The sequence below is a fragment of the Streptococcus mitis genome (assembly GCF_946190275.1).
Taxonomy (GTDB): Bacteria; Bacillota; Bacilli; order Lactobacillales; family Streptococcaceae; genus Streptococcus; species Streptococcus mitis_DC.
On record NZ_CAMHZQ010000002.1, the window covers coordinates 19152 to 37528 of the forward strand.

At 40.9% G+C, this 18377-nt stretch carries 20 protein-coding genes, 1 pseudogene and 1 other annotated feature; of the genes and pseudogenes, 4 read left to right on the forward strand and 17 right to left on the reverse strand.

Annotated features, from left to right (window positions below):
• Window position 1 precedes the first annotated feature (1 nt).
• Genes N8M20_RS01535 through N8M20_RS01545 form a run of 3 tightly spaced genes read right to left on the reverse strand, consistent with a single transcriptional unit; the run spans window position 2 to window position 2245 of the window.
• Window positions 2-889: an RluA family pseudouridine synthase gene (locus tag N8M20_RS01535; RefSeq protein ID WP_261078832.1), complete on the reverse strand. Its 888-nt coding sequence runs from the start codon at window positions 887-889 to the stop codon at window positions 2-4.
• Window positions 879-1340 (reverse strand): signal peptidase II, encoded by a 462-nt coding sequence (gene lspA / locus N8M20_RS01540; RefSeq protein ID WP_261078833.1) that lies wholly within the window; start codon window positions 1338-1340, stop codon window positions 879-881. The genes N8M20_RS01535 and lspA overlap by 11 nt, the downstream gene beginning before the upstream one ends.
• Complete coding sequence (locus N8M20_RS01545) at window positions 1337-2245, reverse strand: LysR family transcriptional regulator (RefSeq protein WP_101782182.1); 909 nt, start codon at window positions 2243-2245, stop codon at window positions 1337-1339. Before N8M20_RS01545 ends, lspA begins: the two co-directional genes overlap by 4 nt.
• Between N8M20_RS01545 and N8M20_RS01550 the strand changes: the two are divergent.
• A pseudogene (locus N8M20_RS01550) lies at window positions 2238-2309 on the forward strand (AraC family transcriptional regulator); the annotation flags it as partial. The gene N8M20_RS01545 and the pseudogene N8M20_RS01550 sit on opposite strands and share 8 nt — an antisense overlap.
• Before the next feature lie 166 nt (window positions 2310-2475).
• Here N8M20_RS01550 and rpmA read toward each other — a convergent pair.
• The 4 genes from rpmA to N8M20_RS01570 form a co-directional block, all read right to left on the reverse strand.
• Window positions 2476-2769 (reverse strand): 50S ribosomal protein L27, encoded by a 294-nt coding sequence (rpmA, locus tag N8M20_RS01555; RefSeq protein ID WP_000916509.1) that lies wholly within the window; start codon window positions 2767-2769, stop codon window positions 2476-2478.
• 16 nt (window positions 2770-2785) lie between these two features.
• Window positions 2786-3130: a ribosomal-processing cysteine protease Prp gene (locus N8M20_RS01560; RefSeq protein WP_000613699.1), complete on the reverse strand. Its 345-nt coding sequence runs from the start codon at window positions 3128-3130 to the stop codon at window positions 2786-2788.
• A 15-nt stretch (window positions 3131-3145) separates the two neighbouring features.
• Window positions 3146-3460 carry a 50S ribosomal protein L21 gene (gene rplU / locus N8M20_RS01565; protein WP_000109141.1) on the reverse strand — a complete coding sequence of 105 codons (315 nt, stop codon included), beginning with the start codon at window positions 3458-3460 and terminating at the stop codon, window positions 3146-3148.
• A gap of 36 nt (window positions 3461-3496) precedes the next feature.
• Window positions 3497-3584: a sequence feature (ribosomal protein L21 leader region), on the reverse strand.
• A gap of 58 nt (window positions 3585-3642) precedes the next feature.
• Entirely contained in the window at window positions 3643-4347 is a 705-nt protein-coding gene (locus N8M20_RS01570) for a YoaK family protein (RefSeq protein WP_261078834.1), read from the reverse strand.
• 141 nt (window positions 4348-4488) lie between these two features.
• On the opposite strand from N8M20_RS01570, the gene N8M20_RS01575 reads away from it, so the two are divergent.
• Together N8M20_RS01575 and N8M20_RS01580 are read left to right on the forward strand one after the other, a co-directional pair.
• Complete coding sequence (locus N8M20_RS01575; protein ID WP_261078835.1) at window positions 4489-5466, forward strand: Gfo/Idh/MocA family protein; 978 nt, start codon at window positions 4489-4491, stop codon at window positions 5464-5466.
• The gene (locus N8M20_RS01580) at window positions 5463-6545 is read left to right on the forward strand and encodes a DEAD/DEAH box helicase (protein WP_261078836.1); all 1083 of its coding nucleotides are present in this window, start codon (window positions 5463-5465) and stop codon (window positions 6543-6545) included. Before N8M20_RS01575 ends, N8M20_RS01580 begins: the two co-directional genes overlap by 4 nt.
• A gap of 152 nt (window positions 6546-6697) precedes the next feature.
• Here N8M20_RS01580 and tuf read toward each other — a convergent pair whose 3' ends face one another.
• The gene (tuf, locus tag N8M20_RS01585) at window positions 6698-7894 is read right to left on the reverse strand and encodes an elongation factor Tu (RefSeq protein ID WP_261078837.1); all 1197 of its coding nucleotides are present in this window, start codon (window positions 7892-7894) and stop codon (window positions 6698-6700) included.
• A gap of 206 nt (window positions 7895-8100) precedes the next feature.
• The gene (locus N8M20_RS01590; RefSeq protein WP_261078838.1) at window positions 8101-9210 is read right to left on the reverse strand and encodes an AI-2E family transporter; all 1110 of its coding nucleotides are present in this window, start codon (window positions 9208-9210) and stop codon (window positions 8101-8103) included.
• 102 nt (window positions 9211-9312) lie between these two features.
• Here N8M20_RS01590 and pbp3 point away from each other — a divergent pair, with 102 nt between their 5' ends.
• Window positions 9313-10554 carry a D-alanyl-D-alanine carboxypeptidase PBP3 gene (gene pbp3 / locus N8M20_RS01595; protein WP_261078839.1) on the forward strand — a complete coding sequence of 414 codons (1242 nt, stop codon included), beginning with the start codon at window positions 9313-9315 and terminating at the stop codon, window positions 10552-10554.
• An 85-nt stretch (window positions 10555-10639) separates the two neighbouring features.
• Here the strand turns inward: pbp3 and sufB are convergent, their stop codons facing one another.
• From sufB to N8M20_RS01635, 8 genes are all read right to left on the reverse strand, one after another.
• The gene (gene sufB / locus N8M20_RS01600; RefSeq protein ID WP_261078840.1) at window positions 10640-12052 is read right to left on the reverse strand and encodes a Fe-S cluster assembly protein SufB; all 1413 of its coding nucleotides are present in this window, start codon (window positions 12050-12052) and stop codon (window positions 10640-10642) included.
• 57 nt (window positions 12053-12109) lie between these two features.
• Window positions 12110-12550: a Fe-S cluster assembly sulfur transfer protein SufU gene (gene sufU / locus N8M20_RS01605; protein ID WP_261078841.1), complete on the reverse strand. Its 441-nt coding sequence runs from the start codon at window positions 12548-12550 to the stop codon at window positions 12110-12112.
• The gene (locus N8M20_RS01610) at window positions 12537-13763 is read right to left on the reverse strand and encodes a cysteine desulfurase (RefSeq protein WP_261078842.1); all 1227 of its coding nucleotides are present in this window, start codon (window positions 13761-13763) and stop codon (window positions 12537-12539) included. The genes sufU and N8M20_RS01610 overlap by 14 nt, the downstream gene beginning before the upstream one ends.
• A gap of 10 nt (window positions 13764-13773) precedes the next feature.
• Window positions 13774-15036, reverse strand: coding sequence for a Fe-S cluster assembly protein SufD (sufD, locus tag N8M20_RS01615; protein WP_261078843.1), 1263 nt, complete (start codon window positions 15034-15036; stop codon window positions 13774-13776).
• A 27-nt stretch (window positions 15037-15063) separates the two neighbouring features.
• The gene (gene sufC / locus N8M20_RS01620) at window positions 15064-15834 is read right to left on the reverse strand and encodes a Fe-S cluster assembly ATPase SufC (protein ID WP_261078844.1); all 771 of its coding nucleotides are present in this window, start codon (window positions 15832-15834) and stop codon (window positions 15064-15066) included.
• Window positions 15835-15984: 150 nt separating this feature from the next.
• Window positions 15985-16179 (reverse strand): DUF3272 domain-containing protein, encoded by a 195-nt coding sequence (locus tag N8M20_RS01625; protein WP_001081602.1) that lies wholly within the window; start codon window positions 16177-16179, stop codon window positions 15985-15987.
• 27 nt (window positions 16180-16206) lie between these two features.
• A complete protein-coding gene (gene dnaX, locus N8M20_RS01630; protein WP_261078845.1) occupies window positions 16207-17862 on the reverse strand; it encodes a DNA polymerase III subunit gamma/tau in 1656 nt (551 codons plus the stop codon).
• The gene (locus tag N8M20_RS01635; RefSeq protein ID WP_261078846.1) at window positions 17862-18359 is read right to left on the reverse strand and encodes a GAF domain-containing protein; all 498 of its coding nucleotides are present in this window, start codon (window positions 18357-18359) and stop codon (window positions 17862-17864) included. The genes dnaX and N8M20_RS01635 overlap by 1 nt, the downstream gene beginning before the upstream one ends.
• Window positions 18360-18377: the final 18 nt, after the last annotated feature.

Here is an 18377-nt window from a genome sequence, read left to right on the forward strand (position 1 = left end):
CTTACTTCCTTAATCTCTCCAAAGTTTCCTTAAAAATCTCTGGGATATCTGCTGTAAATTCTAAGGTCTCACCTGTTCTCGGATGAGTAAACCCTAGAGTCTTGGCATGAAGAAATTGCCCATGCCCTTTCAAAGTCTTGCGTGGACCATAGACTTCATCACCAGCGACTGGATGACCAATATAAGCCATGTGGACACGGATTTGATGGGTACGCCCTGTCTCCAGTTGTAACTCCACTAAGCTATAATCGCCAAAGCGTTCCAAGACGTGGAAACGAGTCACTGCAGTCTTCCCTTTAGCAGTCACAGCCTGTTTCTTACGGTCTTTTTCACTACGACCAATCGGAGCTTCAATCACACCACGATCATTAGGCAGATTTCCATGAACAATCGCCCAATATTTGCGGAGAGACTTTTTATCCTTGAGTTCTTGAGCAAGCGCTAGATGCGCCTCATCGTTTTTAGCAATCATAAGAAGACCTGACGTATCCTTATCAATACGATGAACAATTCCTGGACGCAAAACCCCATTGATACCAGACAAGTCCTTAATATGGTACATAAGGGCATTTACTAGGGTCCCACTAGTATGACCAGCACTCGGATGCACCACCATCCCCTGAGGCTTGTTGATGACAGCCACATCCTCATCTTGGTAGATGATTTCTAACGGAAGATTCTCAGCTACATACTCTAAGACCTCTGGCTCTGGTACATGGTAAGTGACAACATCGCCCTCTTGGACAGTGTATTTAGCTTTCTTGACTTGGCCATTGACCAAGACCTGACCTGATTTGATTTGTTCATTCGCGAGACTGCGTGATAATTCTGTCAAATCCGACAAAGCCTTATCTAAACGCAGACCACCAGTTTCAATTTTAATTTCCATTTATTTCCTCTTTTAGCATTGCAATCAATAAAATAATCACTCCAACCGTCAGATAGCTATCTGCAACATTGAAAATTGCAAAATTGATAAAGTCAAGGTGGAACATATCCACAACAAATCCCTGACTGATCCTGTCAATAAAGTTTCCAAGACCACCTGCGATAATCAAGGTCAAACCCAAGACCATCCAGAGCGAGTCCTCCATGTGTTTATGTAGATACCAAATGGCACCTACCACGACAACCAGAGTAATGACAGCGAATAACAACTGCTGATCTTGTAAGATAGAAAAGGCTGCCCCTCTATTTTGCAGATAGGTCAAGCTAACGAAATTAGGAATCCAAGAGCGTACTTCACCCAGTGGAATCTGCTGGACGATATAGGATTTGACTAACTGATCCAGCCCAATCAAAAGTAGTACAACGACTGCCACTATTCCTCTTTTTTTCATGATTTCCTCTTCTGATCAAAATATTCTTGCACGACTTCTACGAAAAGAGTTCCAGCCTGACTAAGCTCCACTTCCTCACGTTTAACATAGACCATGCGATTATCTAGGTTATCCTTGAGACGAATAACTGTAATGCCATTAACACTGTCACTATCTAAAAATCCAGAACCTGTTGCATAAGCATCTGTCCGCTCCAAAATACCATTCAAAGTAGCACGGTCTGTCACATTGAACATCTGTGAGCTAGCGCTGGTATCGACAAAATTCTCCGAATAATAAAGGTACTCGTCTTTTTCTTGAGTGAAACGAACTGTTGGTAGGTCCGCTAAATCCTCCATAACCAATTCCTCTTTCTGAGCCAAAGGATGCCCCTCACGGAGATAAATATGGGTATGGAAGGGAATCAACTCAATGACCTCCAGACCTAGCTTTTCAACCCGTTGCATAATCCCCTTTTTATTTTGATTGTTGAGGTAGATAATCCCAATCTCACTATGCCCTTGCGCTACTTCATCTAAGATTTGAACAGTAGTCGATTCAAAAATACGGAAGTTCTTATAATCAGGATAGCGCTCTGAAAAGGCCGTAATGGTTGGTGGCAAGAAGTCATAGTGCTGACTAGCAATGGAAAATTCATCTTTTTCTTCTTCAGGATTGGCATACTGATTTTGAAAAATATCAAATCCTTTAACCAGTTCTTGCGCTTTTTCATAGAATTCCATACCACGACGAGTCAAGAAAGTCCCTGAGCTGGTCCGACGGAAAATCTTAAAACCCAACTCTTTTTCCAAATCACGAACAGAAATGGACAGACTCGGCTGACTAACATACATCTTTTCAGCAGCTTCACGGAAAGTACCACTATTGGCAATGGCAACAACATAGCGTAATTGTTGAATGTTCATCTTCTACCCCCAACTTCTTTATCTTTTCATTATACCATATTTTAGAAGTTTTCCATCGAAGAAAAATAATATCACTCATAAAATTCATCTACACTAAGAACGAAAAAATCATGGGTATCAAAACAAAAAAAGAGGCTCTCCGAAAACTCGGAAAGCCTTATTTTAAGCCGTTTCTAGCTTCCTCGCCTTTATACTTCAAGGCTCGGGATAAAAAGGTTCACTGGACCTTTTTATTTAGCGATTGGGTAAACAGAAACTTGTTTTTTATCGCGTCCTTTACGTTCAAAGCGTACTACGCCTTCAACTTTAGCGAACAAAGTATCGTCTCCACCACGTCCAACGTTTACACCTGGATAGATGTGTGTACCACGTTGACGGTAAAGGATTGATCCACCTGTTACAGTTTGTCCGTCAGCTGCTTTAGCTCCAAGACGTTTCGCTTGTGAATCACGTCCGTTTGATGTAGAACCTCCACCTTTTTTGTGGGCGAAAAGTTGCAAGTTGTTAAGAGTCATTTTTAACATAATGTTTTCCTCCGTGTTAGTTTTCTGTGATAACTCTGGTTTGGACGAACTCAGAAGAGTTCTCCGATAAGTTTGCCATACCTAAGAAAAATGATTCAAAGAATAACTGGGTCATTTCTCTCTGGTGTGAAGGAAGATCTTTTGGAATTTCAACCATCAGATAGCCACCTTCATCTTCGTTTAATTCTAGGATTGGTTCATAGCCTGCAAATTTCTCAATTGAATTGATAAAGTTAATGGCAAGCGTAGAAACCGATGCACACACGACATCTAAGCCGTATTCGCCACTCTCGGCGTGTCCAGTAATTTCCGCACTCCTCAGCTCGCCATCTTCGGCTCTCTCAAAGACTGCTTGTATCATGTGTTCTCCTTAAAATTAAGCGTTGATTGCGTTGATGACAACTTTTGTATATGGTTGACGGTGACCTTGTTTACGGTGGCTACCTTTTTTAGGTTTGTACTTGTAAGTAACAACTTTCTTTTGTTTTCCTTGTTTTTCAACAGTTCCAACTACAGTAGCTCCAGCAACAAGTGGAGTTCCGACAACAGTGTTTTCACCACCAACAAGAACAACTTCGTTAAAAGTAACTTCTTGACCAGCTTCAACGTTCAATTTTTCAACGTAAACTGCTTGACCAACTTCAACTTTAACTTGTTTTCCGCCAGTTTTGATAATTGCGTATGTGCTCATTATGCACCTCCTATGATTTTTATGGGTTACCCCGATTTTTTTGTGAAGACTCGCCTAGCATCGTGGGACAAACCACTTAAACTTGAATAATCAAGCAACGATGTTCGTGCGGTTGCACAGGATCGTGCATAGTCAACTCTTCAAGTATAGCATATCTCCTATTTTCTTACAAGTAATAACACCTAAAATGAAGCTTTTTCTTTTACTTTTTTCTGCCAAGAGGCAAAAAGCATGCTGAGGTAAAAAATGCTCATCATAATAGGAACACCAAGAATGGTCTTTTCATGATAGAAAATCGTCAAATAAGCTGAAAAGACAACGCCAAGGACAAAACTACTAAGCAGGCTTACAAAGATAATCCCTTCACGTAAAAAAGGAGTGTGCTTGGTTCGGAAATAATCTCCAAAAGCCAGCATGGTCCGTTTGATATTCCCTGTCATAAAAGCGTTATTATAGGCAATACCCGAAACCTCACCAAAAGCAGTTGTCACCAAGCCCATACAAAAGGCTAAGGGCGGTACTAGATAAATATTATCTACAGTTTGCGGCACAAAACCAATAATGATTGATAAGATTGCCAAAGGAATCAATGACAGAATGGGCTTTTTCACAATTCTCAATTTTTCCTTATAAATCGTTAGTAAAAAGACCCCCATCATAAAAGCTAGTAAGGTCATTACTTTGGCACTGGCATCTGACACATTGTGTTGAATGAGTCCCACTGATAGCAATACGACATTTCCAGTTTGTCCAGCAACAAGAGTATTCCCTCGCACAATAAACGTATAGGCATCTACATAACCTGCACAAAAAGTCAAAAAAAGCGCTAGCCTCTTAGACTGACGTGATATTTTTCTTATAGGTAATAACCTCATTTTCCCTCCCATTTCATTTACTCATCTCATTATTGTACCACTTTCTTTGGAAAAGACCTAGTAGCTTATTTGAAATTTTTTACCCTCTGTTGGATAGTCCCGTCTATCTATGTTATAATGAAAGAAGGATTTGAAATCGGAAAAGGAGTAACTATGCTTAAATTAGGTGTCATCGGAACAGGCGCTATCAGCCATCACTTCATAGAAGCAGCCCATACCAGTGGAGAATACCAGTTGGTCGCAGTCTATTCTAGAAAACTAGAAACTGCGGCAACCTTTGCTTCTCGCTATCAGAATATCCAACTCTTTGATCAAGTAGAGGACTTCTTCAAGAGCTCCTTTGATGTGGTCTATATTGCTAGCCCAAACTCCTTGCATTTTGCTCAGGCAAAAGCTGCATTGACTGCAGGTAAGCATGTCATTCTTGAAAAGCCAGCTGTCACTCAGCCACAAGAATGGCTAGATTTGAGACATACAGCTGAGAAAAATAACTGTTTTATATTCGAAGCAGCTCGCAATTACCATGAAAAAGCTTTCACTATCATCAAAAACTTTTTAGCAGACAAACAAATTTTGGGAGCAGGTTTCAACTATGCCAAGTATTCTTCCAAAATGCCTAACTTGTTGACTGGGGAGACACCAAATGTCTTCTCAGACCGTTTTGCTGGTGGAGCTCTTATGGATTTGGGGATTTATCCTCTCTACGTTGCCGTTCGTCTCTTTGGAAAAGCTCAAGACGCAACCTATCAGGCTCAACAGCTTGACAATAGCATTGACCTAAATGGAGATGGTATCCTCTTATACCCAGACTTTCAAGTTCACATCAAGGCTGGGAAAAACATCACTTCCAATCTTCCTTGCGAGATTTATACGACAGATGGAACCTTGACCCTCAACACTATCGAACATGTCAGCTCGGCTATTTTTACCGACCACCAAGGAAATCAAGTCCAGCTCCCTATCCAACAAGCTCCCCATACGATGACTGAGGAAGTCTCTGCATTTGCACAGATGATTCAGCAACCAGACCAGACACTCTACCAGAATTGGCTGGACGATGCAAGCTCTGTTCATGACCTACTATATACCATGCGCCAGACTGCTGGCATTAGATTTGAGGCAGAAAAATGAAAAACAAACTACCGACTGAATGGCAAGAACTGAGTGACCAACTCGGTTTCCAAGAATTCACTCCCATTCAAACCCAACTATTTGAGCCCCTTCTTGCTGGAGAAAACCTCCTAGGAGTGAGCCCAACAGGAACTGGTAAGACCCTAGCTTACCTTCTACCAAGTCTTCTCAGACTACAAAAGAAAAAAGCCCAACAACTCTTGATTCTAGCACCAAATACTGAGCTTGCTGGACAGATTTTTGATGTATGTAAAACGTGGGCTGAAACTATCGGTTTGACAGCCCAACTCTTCCTATCAGGTTCAAGTCATAAACGTCAAATTGAACGACTCAAAAAAGGACCAGAAATTCTGATTGGAACCCCTGGCCGTATCTTTGAACTAATTAAATTGAAAAAAATCAAGATGATGAACGTAGAAACCATCATCCTGGATGAATTTGACCAATTGCTTGATGATTCTCAAATTCATTTTGTTGAGAAAATAACTCACTACGCACCTCGTGACCACCAACTTGTCTATATGAGTGCTACGACCAAGTTTGACCAAAAGAATATTGCGCCTAACACACGTACCATTGATCTTTCTGACCAAAAATTGGACAACATCCAGCACTTCTACATGCAGGTAGACCAACGTCACCGAGTGGATATGCTACGAAAACTGGCTCATGTAGAGGATTTCCGAGGTCTTGTCTTCTTTAACAGCCTATCAGACCTTGGAAGTGCAGAAGAAAAACTACAGTATCGGGATATCTTGGCTGTTTCCCTCGCTAGTGATGTTAATGTCAAATTTAGAAAAGTCATCTTAGAAAAGTTTAAAGATAAGCAACTAACCCTGCTTCTTGCAACAGACCTTCTGGCACGAGGGATTGATATTGATAGCCTAGAATGTGTCGTAAACTTTGATGTTCCTAGAGATATTGAAACCTACACTCACCGTGCTGGCCGTACAGGTCGCATGGGTAAAGAAGGCTATGTTATCACTCTCGTCACTCATCCAGAAGAAATCAAAAAACTCAAAAAGTTTGCAAGCGTACGTGAAATTGTCTTGAAAAACCAAGAACTCTATATCAAATGAAGCCCCCTTTGCTCTATGCACATCCGGTGTATGGAGCTTTTTTATGTAAACAATTCTTCAATTTTAGTTCAATATCAGAAAAAAGAACCTTGCAAAGCAAGATTCTTTTAGTGTCTGACTTAAATAATTGTTCTTCTGGGAACTAAATCGAATTAAGCTTCGATTTCTGTAACCATACCTGAACCAACAGTACGTCCACCCTCACGGATAGAGAATGTAGTACCTTGTTCTACGGCGATTGGGTGGATCAACTCAACGTCGATTGTCACGTTATCACCAGGCATTACCATTTCAGTACCTGCTGGAAGTTCGATTGAACCTGTAACGTCAGTAGTACGGAAGTAGAATTGTGGACGGTAGTTGTTGAAGAATGGAGTGTGACGTCCACCTTCTTCTTTAGTAAGGATGTAGACTTCACCTTTAAATTTAGTGTGTGGGTTGATTGAACCTGGTTTAGCGATAACTTGTCCACGTTCGATTTCATCACGTTGAACACCACGAAGAAGGACACCTACGTTATCTCCGGCAAGACCTTCGTCAAGTTGTTTACGGAACATTTCAACACCAGTAACAACTGCTCTTTGAGTTTCTTCTTTGATACCAACGATTTCGATTTCGTCGTTGACTTTAACGATACCACGGTCGATACGTCCTGAAGCAACTGTACCACGTCCAGTGATTGAGAATACGTCTTCGACTGGAAGAAGCAATGGTTTGTCAGTGTCACGTTCTGGTTCTGGGATGTACTCATCAACTGTGTTCATCAATTCCATAACGATGTCTTCGTATTTAGTGTCACCTTCAAGGGCTTTAAGAGCTGAACCTTGGATAACTGGAAGATCGTCACCTGGGAAGTCGTATTCTGACAATAGGTCACGGATTTCCATTTCAACCAATTCAAGCAATTCTTCATCGTCAACCAAGTCAACTTTGTTCATGAAGACGATAAGGTGTTTAACACCAACCTGACGTGAAAGAAGGATGTGCTCACGAGTTTGTGGCATTGGTCCGTCAGTTGAAGCTACTACAAGGATAGCTCCGTCCATTTGAGCGGCACCAGTGATCATGTTTTTAACGTAGTCCGCGTGTCCTGGAGCGTCGATGTGAGCGTAGTGACGTTTTTCAGTTTCGTACTCAACGTGCGCAGTGTTGATAGTGATACCGCGTTCGCGTTCTTCTGGAGCAGCATCGATAGACGCATAGTCTTTAGGTTGGTTAACTGATGAAGGCAAGCGACGTGCCAAAACAGTTGTGATAGCTGCAGTTAGGGTAGTTTTACCGTGGTCAACGTGTCCGATAGTACCAATGTTAACGTGTGGTTTACTACGATCGTATTTTTCTTTTGCCATTTGAGTAAAAGCCTCCAATAAAATATATTTTATAGATAGACAGTAGGCAATACAGTCTAACTTTCCTTACTATTTTATCAAATTTCAGCTAAATTGCAAGTGTTTTACAAAGTTTTTGTGAATTATTCTTAATCGGCTAATCTAAATGGCACTTCTACTCCTATAATTTACCTAAAGAAAAAGAAAAATCAGGAATTTCCTGACTTTTACTTAGCTAATTCTCTTTCTCGTTCTTTCATTGTTTTATGATTTTCATACAAACGTGATAAGAACTTAGAAATTTCTTTTAAGATAGAATAGGTTGGTACTGCGACAATCATGCCAATGACCCCATAGATATTGCTTGATAACAAAAGTAATACTAAAATTGTTATTGGATGGACCTTCATCACGCCACCAACGATTCGAGGGTAAAGGATATTTCCATCCACTTGTTGAATGATTAGCATGTAAACAACTGCAATTAGCATTCTATGAGGATCAGTAAAGACATTGGCAATAATCATCGGAATCAAGCCAATACTTGGTCCCACATAAGGAATGAGATTGGCCAATCCTGAAAAGATGGCAAAGACCAAAGCATATTTCAAACCAATCACGCTATATCCGATAAAGGCCAAACAACCGATAATAATCGCATCAATTGCGACTCCACTAATATAGCGAGCAATTGTTGCATTCAAATTCTTTAAAAGACCTGCAATATGCAACTTATCTCTCTTTAAAACAGTGCGCTCAAGCATCGGCAAAAATTTGTTACCATCTAACAAAAAATAAACCAAAAACACAGGGGTCATAATAATAATCAAAACGGTACTAAAGAGAGCTGATAGGACACTTCCGACACTATTGGTAACGCTATTTAGGATATTTTGTAAAATATCTACATAGGATAGATTTAATTGTTGAATAGTCGCTTGAATATCCAAATTTTGAAAGGCTGGATAAGTAGATAAATCCACAATCAAATCTTGTAAACGACTATAGATAGTCTGGCTAGTCGCAATCAAGCTGGTCAACTGATTGACCAAAATCGGTAAGAGATAGACTACCCCAATGACAAGCCCCCAAACCAAAGCACACAAGGTTAGTAGAATACCAATGATACGATTAATTTTGAAATACTTTTGTAAAAAATTTACAATAGGATTGGTCAAATAATATAAAAAGCCACCTAGAAGAAAAGGAATCATGATGGTGTTTGCGACGCTTACAAAAGGCGTGATAATAGCCCCCATCTCTCTCCATAAATAAAAAATGACTGTTAATAATAAAATCTCACTGGTCCAAAAAAATAATTTATTCTTACGAAACATGAGCTACCTCCATTCATCTATTTTACCATACTTTCAAAAAAGCTTCTTTCTTCTATCATGAAACTGGGAATATTTTTTTCTTTATGTTAGAATAAACTTACTATGAAAAAAATCATTTTAACTCTACTAAGCCTATCCCTTATTGGATCAGCTTCTACTGTTGCTGCCCAAGATTTTAATATTGCTGCAAAACATGCCATTGCTGTTGAGGCCAATACTGGTAAAATTCTATATGAAAAAGATGCAACGCAACCTGTCGAAATTGCTTCTATAACAAAACTACTTACCGTTTACCTGGTCTATGAAGCACTCGAAAATGGAAGTATCACACTATCCACCCCAGTAGATATTTCTGATTATCCTTATCAATTGACGACAAATTCTGAAGCCAGTAATGTTCCTATGGAGGCCCGTAATTATACTGTCGAAGAGTTACTTGAAGCAACTCTAGTATCTAGTGCCAACAGCGCCGCTATTGCCCTAGCTGAGAAAATTGCTGGCTCAGAAAAAAACTTCGTTGATATGATGCGAGCAAAACTCTTGGAATGGGGAATCAAAGATGCCACTGTTGTCAATACAACTGGTCTGAACAACGAAACTCTCGGAGATAATATTTACCCAGGGTCTAATAAAGATGATGAAAATAAGCTAAGTGCTTATGATGTTGCTATCGTTGCTCGTAACCTCATCAAAAAATACCCACAAGTCTTGGAAATCACGAAAAAACCTTCTTCTACTTTTGCTGGAATGACAATCACTTCTACCAACTACATGTTAGAAGGCATGCCTGCTTATCGAGGTGGTTTTGATGGCCTTAAAACAGGAACGACAGACAAAGCTGGTGAATCTTTTGTTGGAACTACTGTCGAGAAAGGAATGAGGGTTATTACAGTTGTTTTGAATGCAGACCATCAAGACAATAATCCTTACGCTCGTTTCACAGCTACATCTTCACTAATGGATTATATCTCTTCTACATTCACACTTCGCAAAATCGTTCAACAAGGCGATGCCTATCAAGATAGCAAAGTCCCTGTACAAGATGGAAAAGAAGATACGGTCACTGCAGTGGCCCCAGAGGATATCTATCTAATTGAACGTGTTGGGGGTCAATCTTCCCAATCTATTCAATTCACACCTGATTCTAAAGCAATCCCAGCACCACTTGAAGCCGGAACAGTGGTTGGCCATTTGACTTACGAAGACAAGGATTTGATTGGTCAAGGTTACATTACCGCTGAACGTCCTAGTTTCGAAATGCTAGCAGAAAAGAAAGTTGAAAAAGCCTTCTTCTTAAAAGTTTGGTGGAATCAGTTTATCCGCTTCATAAACGAAAAATTATAAAAAAAATCGCGATTTTAAACCGCGATTTTTTTATTACAAGTTCATCTTCAAAGTCCTTGATTTTTAGTAAATCTAAAAACAAATTTTACCCAACTGACCCTTCCATTTCATAGCTAATCAAGCGGTTCAGCTCAACAGCATACTCCATTGGAAGCTCTTTTGTAAATGGTTCTACAAATCCCATAACAATCATCTCAGTTGCCTCAGATTCTGACAATCCACGGCTCATGAGGTAATAGAGTTGTTCTTCTGAAATCTTAGATACCTTAGCTTCGTGTTCCAAAGCAACTTGCGAGTTGTGAATTTCATTAAACGGAATGGTATCTGATGCTGACAAGTCATCCATGATAATGGTATCACACTCAATGTGAGAAACAGATTTCTTAGAGTTTTTATTAAAGGTTACTTGTCCACGATAGTCAACCTTTCCTCCACCCTTAGCGATGGATTTAGACACGATAGACGAGCTTGTATGTGGAGCGTTGTGGATCATCTTAGCTCCAGTATCCTGGTGTTGCCCTGCATTGGCAAAAGCGATAGAGAGCATAGTACCACGCGCCCCTTCTCCATCAAGGTAAACAGATGGGTATTTCATAGTTGTTTTGGCACCCAAGTTTCCATCAATCCACTCAACAGTGGCATCCTTTTGAGCTTTAGCACGTTTCGTTACCAAGTTATAGACATTGTCAGACCAGTTTTGGATGGTCGTATAACGCATGTAAGCTCCGTCCAAGGCAAAGATTTCTACGATGGCAGCATGCAAGCTGTTACTTGAATAAGTTGGCGCTGTACATCCTTCTACGTAATGAACACTTGCTCCCTCATCTACAATGATCAAGGTACGTTCAAACTGACCAGTATTTTCGTTATTGATACGGAAGTAAGTTTGAAGAGGAATATCTACCTTGACTCCTTTTGGTACGTAGATAAAGGTTCCACCTGACCATACTGCCGAGTTGAGGGCAGCCAACTTGTTATCTGTTGGCGGTACCAACTTAGCAAAGTATTGTTTAAACAAATCTGGGTATTCCTTGAGGGCAGAATCCGTATCTGTAAAGATAATCCCCAATTTTTGGAACTCTTCCTTCATGTTGTGGTAAACCACTTCTGACTCGTACTGGGCAGAAGCACCGGCTAGATAAGCACGCTCAGCTTCAGGAATCCCGATACGCTCAAAGGTTTCTTTAATTTTTTCAGGAACCTCATCCCATGAACGAGCTGGTTTATCAGATGGTTTTTGGTAGTAGATCAAGTCAGCAAAATCAATCTCTGACAAGTCTGCTCCCCAAGTTTGCATGGGCATTTTTTTGAAGGTTTCATAAGACTTCAAACGGAATTCTAACATCCACTCAGGTTCTCCCTTAGCAGCTGATAGTTCACGAATGACATCTTCGTTCAATCCTTTTCCTGTCGATAGGACAGGCTCTACATCATCATGGAAACCAAATTTATATTCACCAAGGTCAATTGGTTTTGGTTCTACTCTTTCTTCAGCCATAATATCCTTTCTTTCATTCTTCATTTCTACTGATTCATAAGACAAAAGAAACTTGCCTTACTTGTTTTCTTGATTTTCAATTGTTTTCTTGAGGGCGTTCCAAGCTAAGGTTGCACACTTGATTCGTTGAGGGAATTTGGCAACACCTGACAAGAAAGCTGCATCACCTAGTTGGTCTTGACGCTCATCTTTTTGCCCTTGAACCATTTCAGAAAAAATAGTCGCAAGTTCTAAGATTTCTTCTTTGGTTTTTCCTAAAACGGCATCTGTCATCATGCTAGCAGAGGCAGTTGAGATGGTACAACCTGAGTTTAGAAAAGCGATATCTTCCAAACGGTCATCTACATCAAATTTGACAGAGAGATTGATGACATCTCCACAGGTCGGATTATTGAGACTGATTTGCTCGGCATCATCCAACTTCCCTTGATGATGTGGATTTTTCGAATGGTCCGCTACCACTGCCATATAGAGGCTATCTAGTTTAGAAAGTGCCATTGAAAAACTCCTTTGTCTTTTGTAAGGCATCGACTAGCTTGTCGCAATCTGCCTTGGTATTGTAGATATAAAAACTTGCACGAGCTGTTGCTGGAACATCCAAATACTGGAGCAAGGGTTGGGCACAGTGGTGACCCGCTCGAACAGCCACTCCTTCATAATCCAAAGCAGTCGCAAGGTCGTGAGGATGAAGGTCGCCTAGGTTAAAAGCAATGACACCTGAACGTTGAGCCAAGTCCTGTGAACCATAAATGGTCAATCCTTCAATCGCCTGCAGTTTTGGATAGACGTATGCAATCAATTCTTGTTCATGGGCTTCAATGGCATCCATACCAATCTTTTCTAGATAATCTACTGCTGCTGCCAGTCCGATTGCACCAGCCATATTGGGTGTTCCAGCCTCAAATTTCCAAGGCAATTCTTTCCAGCTAGCAGATTGCTCATAGACGAAATCAATCATCTCACCACCAAATTCAAGGGGTGACATTTGTTCCAGATATTTTTCTTTACCATAAAGGACACCAATACCAGTCGGACCAGCCATCTTGTGACCCGAAAAGGCAAAGAAGTCCACATCCAAATCCTGGACATCAATCTTCATATGAGGTGTAGATTGAGCACCATCCACCACCATGATGGCTCCAACTTGGTGGGCCATTTGCGTGATTTCTTTAATCGGATTGACTACACCAAGAACATTTGAGGCGTGAGCTAGCGAAACAAACTTGACTCTATCAGTCAATTTAGCTTGCAAGTCCTCCATATCCAAGGCACCGTCCTTAATATAGACATAGACAAGCTCCGCTCCAGTCTTGCGGCAGGCTTCCTGCCAAGGAATGATGTTGGAATGGTGTTCCATGACAGAAATCAAAACCTGGTCTCCCTCAGTCAAGACTTCCTCTGCAAAGCGCGCCACCCAGTTCAGACTGGTCGTCGTTCCTCTAGTAAAGAGAACTTCCTTTGTAGACCCTGCATTGATAAACTTACCAATGGTTTCACGAGCAGCTTCATAGGAAGCAGTCGCCCGCTCCGCCAAGGTATGAACCCCACGATGAACATTGGCATTGTCCTGCTCATAATAGCGGTTAATCGTTTCCAGAACTGCTAGTGGTTTTTGTGTCGTCGCGGCATTATCCAGATAAACCAGAGGTTCATCGTTAACAATCTGATCTAAAATTGGAAAATCCTTGCGAATCACTTCTACATCTAACATAGGCTACCCCTTAGCGTTTTGACAATTTTTCTTCGATAGTTGCAATCATTTCATCACGAACTTCCTTGACTGGAATCTCAACGATAACAGATCCAAGGAAACCACGGACAACCAAACGTTCTGCAGTTGCCTTATCCAAGCCACGGCTCATGAGGTAATACATATCTTCTGGATCTACCTGACCGATAGAAGCCGCGTGTCCTGCAGTTACGTCATTTTCATCAATCAAAAGAATTGGATTGGCATCTGAACGCGCTTGGTCTGAAAGCATAAGAACACGGCTCTCTTGTTGCGCATCTGCTCCCTTAGCACCCTTGATGATGTGGCCGATACCATTGAAGGTCAAGGTTGCTTTTTCAAGAATAACCCCATGTTGTAGGATATTTCCGATTGAGTTGCAACCATAGTTAGTCACTCGGGTATCAATCCCTTGTACCTGACGACCACTTGAAAGAGCTACAACCTTGAGATCTGCATGGCTACCGTTACCAATCAAGTCACTATCAAAGTCCGCAACGACGTTCCCTTCGTTCATGACACCGATTGCCCAGTCAATACTTGCATCGTTGCCTAATTTACCACGACGGCTAATGTAGGCAGTGACGTTTTCACCTAGACGGTCGATCGCAGCAAACTTCACTTGCGCACCAGAACGTGCAATCACTTCTACTGTAATATTGGCAGTTGCTTTGACACTTCCTTCACCACGTGACTCTAGACGCTCCAGGTAACTAATCTTAGAATTTTTACCAGCGATAATCATAATATGCTTGTTAAACGGCACATCGCTATCGCTGTCTTGATAGAAAATTCCTTCAATTGGTTCTTTAATCTCAACATTATCAGGAATGTAGAGAACAGCACCACTGTTGAAATAAGCTGTATGGTAGGCTGCCAACTTGTCATCGTCATACTTAACAGATGACATGAAGAATTCCTCAATAAGCTCTGGAATTTCTTCTAAAGCTGAGTGGAAGTCTGTAAAGACGACACCCTGTTCAGCTAACTCAACTGGAGTTTGCTCAAAAACAGTTTGAGTTCCTACTTGCACCAACTTCAAGTGGTTATCTAGTGCAGTGAAATCTGGAACATTTGCTGATGGCTCACTTTCTGTAATCGTTCCATCACCCAGATTCCAACGGTGGAATTTGACACGCTCAATAACTGGTAATTCCAAAGTCTCAATCTTGTCAAAAGCTTTTTGACGGAGATCAGCCAACCAGCTTGGTTCAGCGTGCATTTCTGAAAAAAGTTTAATATTTTCTTTAGTCATTTACTTCTCCTAAAAGATACGAGGGAATTACAATTCTTCCTTGTAGTCGTAGCCAAGTTCTTCAGCTAGTTTTGCGTATCCTTCACGTTCCAAACGCGCAGCCAATTCTGGACCACCAGAAAGGACAACACGCCCCTCCATCATGACGTGTACCACATCAGGTGTGATGTAGTTCAAAAGACGTTGGTAGTGAGTGATAATCATAGCACCAAAGCCTTCACCACGCATAGCATTAACACCTTTAGAAACAACTTTAAGAGCGTCAATATCAAGACCAGAGTCAATCTCATCCAAAAGGGCAAAAGTTGGTTCCAACATCAAAAGTTGAAGAATCTCATTACGTTTTTTCTCACCACCAGAGAAACCTTCGTTGAGGTAACGCTCAGCCATTTCTTCTTTCATGTTGAGCAATTCCATCTTCTCATCCAATTTAGTGATAAACTCACGAACTGAAATCTTCTCATCGTCTTCTTTACCAGCATTCATAGCTGCACGAAGAAACTCAGCATTGGTAATTCCAGGAATTTCTGATGGGTATTGCATAGCAAGGAAAAGTCCCATACGCGCACGCTCGTCCACTTCTAACTCAAGGATGTTTACGCCATCAAACAAGACTTCACCTTTGGTTACTTCATAGTTTGGATTTCCCATGATAGCGGCAGAAAGAGTTGATTTACCAGTACCATTTGGTCCCATGATAGCGGCAATTTCTCCTGTTTTCAGGGTCAGGTTAACCCCTTTTAAAATTTCTTTTCCTTCAATCTCAACGTGAAGTTCTTTGATCTCTAATACTGACATGATAGTTCCTTTCTTTTTCAAGGCCTTTACAGTTCTTACTGGGAACATACTTGATTTCCCTAGAAAATACGGTAAAAGGTCAATAAATATACTTTTATAGTATAACAAAAAAAAGCCTAAAAGGCTTTGATTTTGTCTAGAAGCTGAGGACTAGTCTTTTCCTTTCAAGTGCTGGTCAATGACATCTACAATCTTGCCCATCAAGTAACTAACTCGGAAATTTCTAAAGAGCAAAATGGCCCAAAAGGCTGCCATAATATAACGACCAGTCATCCAGGCTTCATTGAAAAAATAGGTCTCAGCAGCTGTAAACAGCGCGATGATAATAAATTGTTGTCTATTCATAAACTTATTGTATCATGAAATCTTTCTTTAGTCTTCCTCTACCTTCACTTTATCAGCCAAAAATTCAAATCCTTCTGGAATCAGGCTTTCTTCTGCTTCTTTTTCAGTTTGAGAAGATTTGGCTTTGGCTGAAAAGGCTGCGCGAACTTCTTTCCATTCCTCCATAGAAATGGCTAAAATCTCAGGTGAAAAACCTGCTGCCTGACTGAGGATATTGCCAAATATGGTATTGAGATTGTCTCGTTTCATGGTTTGACCAGCATTGAAGTTAGATTCAAAAGCAAGAATAGCATGGTGCTCATTGGCAGCAACCGGTTGAGAACCAACTAGCAGAGCCTTGTCCGGTCCACCAAGACTTTCAATTACTTCTCCCCAGGCATTCTGCAAACGAATCAGATTTTGACGTGCTAAATCAGGATTTTCGACAGCCTCTTGCAAGATAGATTGCACTTTATTGCGATCCACACGATAGACCGTCTTGCCTGCTGCTGGGCGACTAGGAGCTGGATTTGTTGGCTTAGCTACGGTTCCCACATTGGCAAGTTCTTGTTTGAGACGCGCAACTTCCTGTCTCAATGCAGCAATTTCATGTTCAACTGCCCCAGAAAGAGCTGCTTCAGGTTTAACCTCCGCCAAACGGATGGTCATCATCTCAGCATAAATCTTTGGCTGCAAACTAGACTTAATATCCCCTAAACTCACTGTCGCTAAGCGAATCATTTCAAACAGATTTTCTTGAGGAAGTGCCAAATTCTCTACAAAGACTGGACTATGATGAGTGTTTTCTCCACCTGTTTGAACAATTAACAAATCTCTTAAATAGTGCAAAAGGTCGGTCACAAAACGAGTCATGCTCTTACCATTGTCAAATAGAAGATTTAAGCAAGACAAAGCCTTGGGAACATCCTGTTGAGACAAGGCGGCCACATAATCATCCAAGGCTGATAGGCTAATGGTGCCAGTAATTTCTTCAGAGATAGCAGTCGTCAACTCGTTTCCCTGTGTCAAACTCAGGGCTTGATCCAAAATAGACAAGGCATCTCGCATTCCACCTTCAGCCCGTCTGGCAATGATTTCCACAGCCTCTGGTTCAGAACTGATATTTTCTTTTTCTAAGATATAGCGGATATGTTCCTTAATATCCTGTGTCTTAATTGATTTAAATTCAAAACGTTGCACACGGGATAGAATAGTGGCAGGAATCTTGTGCAATTCAGTAGTGGCCAAAATAAAAACCACATTCTGTGTTGGCTCTTCCAGCGTCTTTAGGAGAGCATTAAAAGCCCCTGTAGACAACATGTGAACCTCATCTATGATATAAACCTTATAACGGGCAAGGCTAGGGGCGTAGGTAGATTTATCACGAATTTCACGGATTTCATCGACTCCATTATTAGAGGCCGCATCCATTTCAATGACATCTTCTAAACTACCGTCCGTCACTGCCTGGCAAATATAACAGTTATTACATGGTTCACCACCCACTTGATTGGGACAGTTCATAGCCTTGGCAAAGATCTTAGCTACACTGGTTTTTCCCGTTCCACGAGGACCAGAAAAAAGATAAGCATGACTTATTTTCTCTTGCTCCACCGCTTGTTTAAGAGTCTTAGCCACAACTTCTTGACCAACCAACTGGGAGAAATTTTGACTTCTATATTTTCGATAAAGTGCTTGATACATTAGGCTTTCTCCCCAAACATTGTAAATTCCCATTCTGTCTTTTCAAGCAAAATAGCGACAAATTGTTCCAAATAATCTCGATCCATAGCATCATAATCATCAATCTCTGAAGAATCCAGATCCAGAACCCCGAGCAATTGACCATTCTTCATCATTGGCACAACAATTTCACTTTTAGCTCGACTATCACAAGAAATATAGTTGGGATAAGTTGTTACATCACCAACCAGAACAGTTTCCTGAAAATGAGCTGCCTCCCCACAAACACCTTTGCCTAGTGAGATACGGATGCAGGAAACACCTCCTTGAAAGGGACCTAAAACCAATTCCTTTCCATCGAACAGATAAAAGCCTGCAAATACGGTATTAGGGAAGCGTGATTTTAGAAGAGCACTGGCGTTGGAAAGATTAGCCAAAACATTGGTTTCACCATCCAATAAAAAAGAGAGCTCTTCATTTAACATTTGATAACGTGATTGTTTTTCTGATTCTAACATAGGACTATTATATCAAAA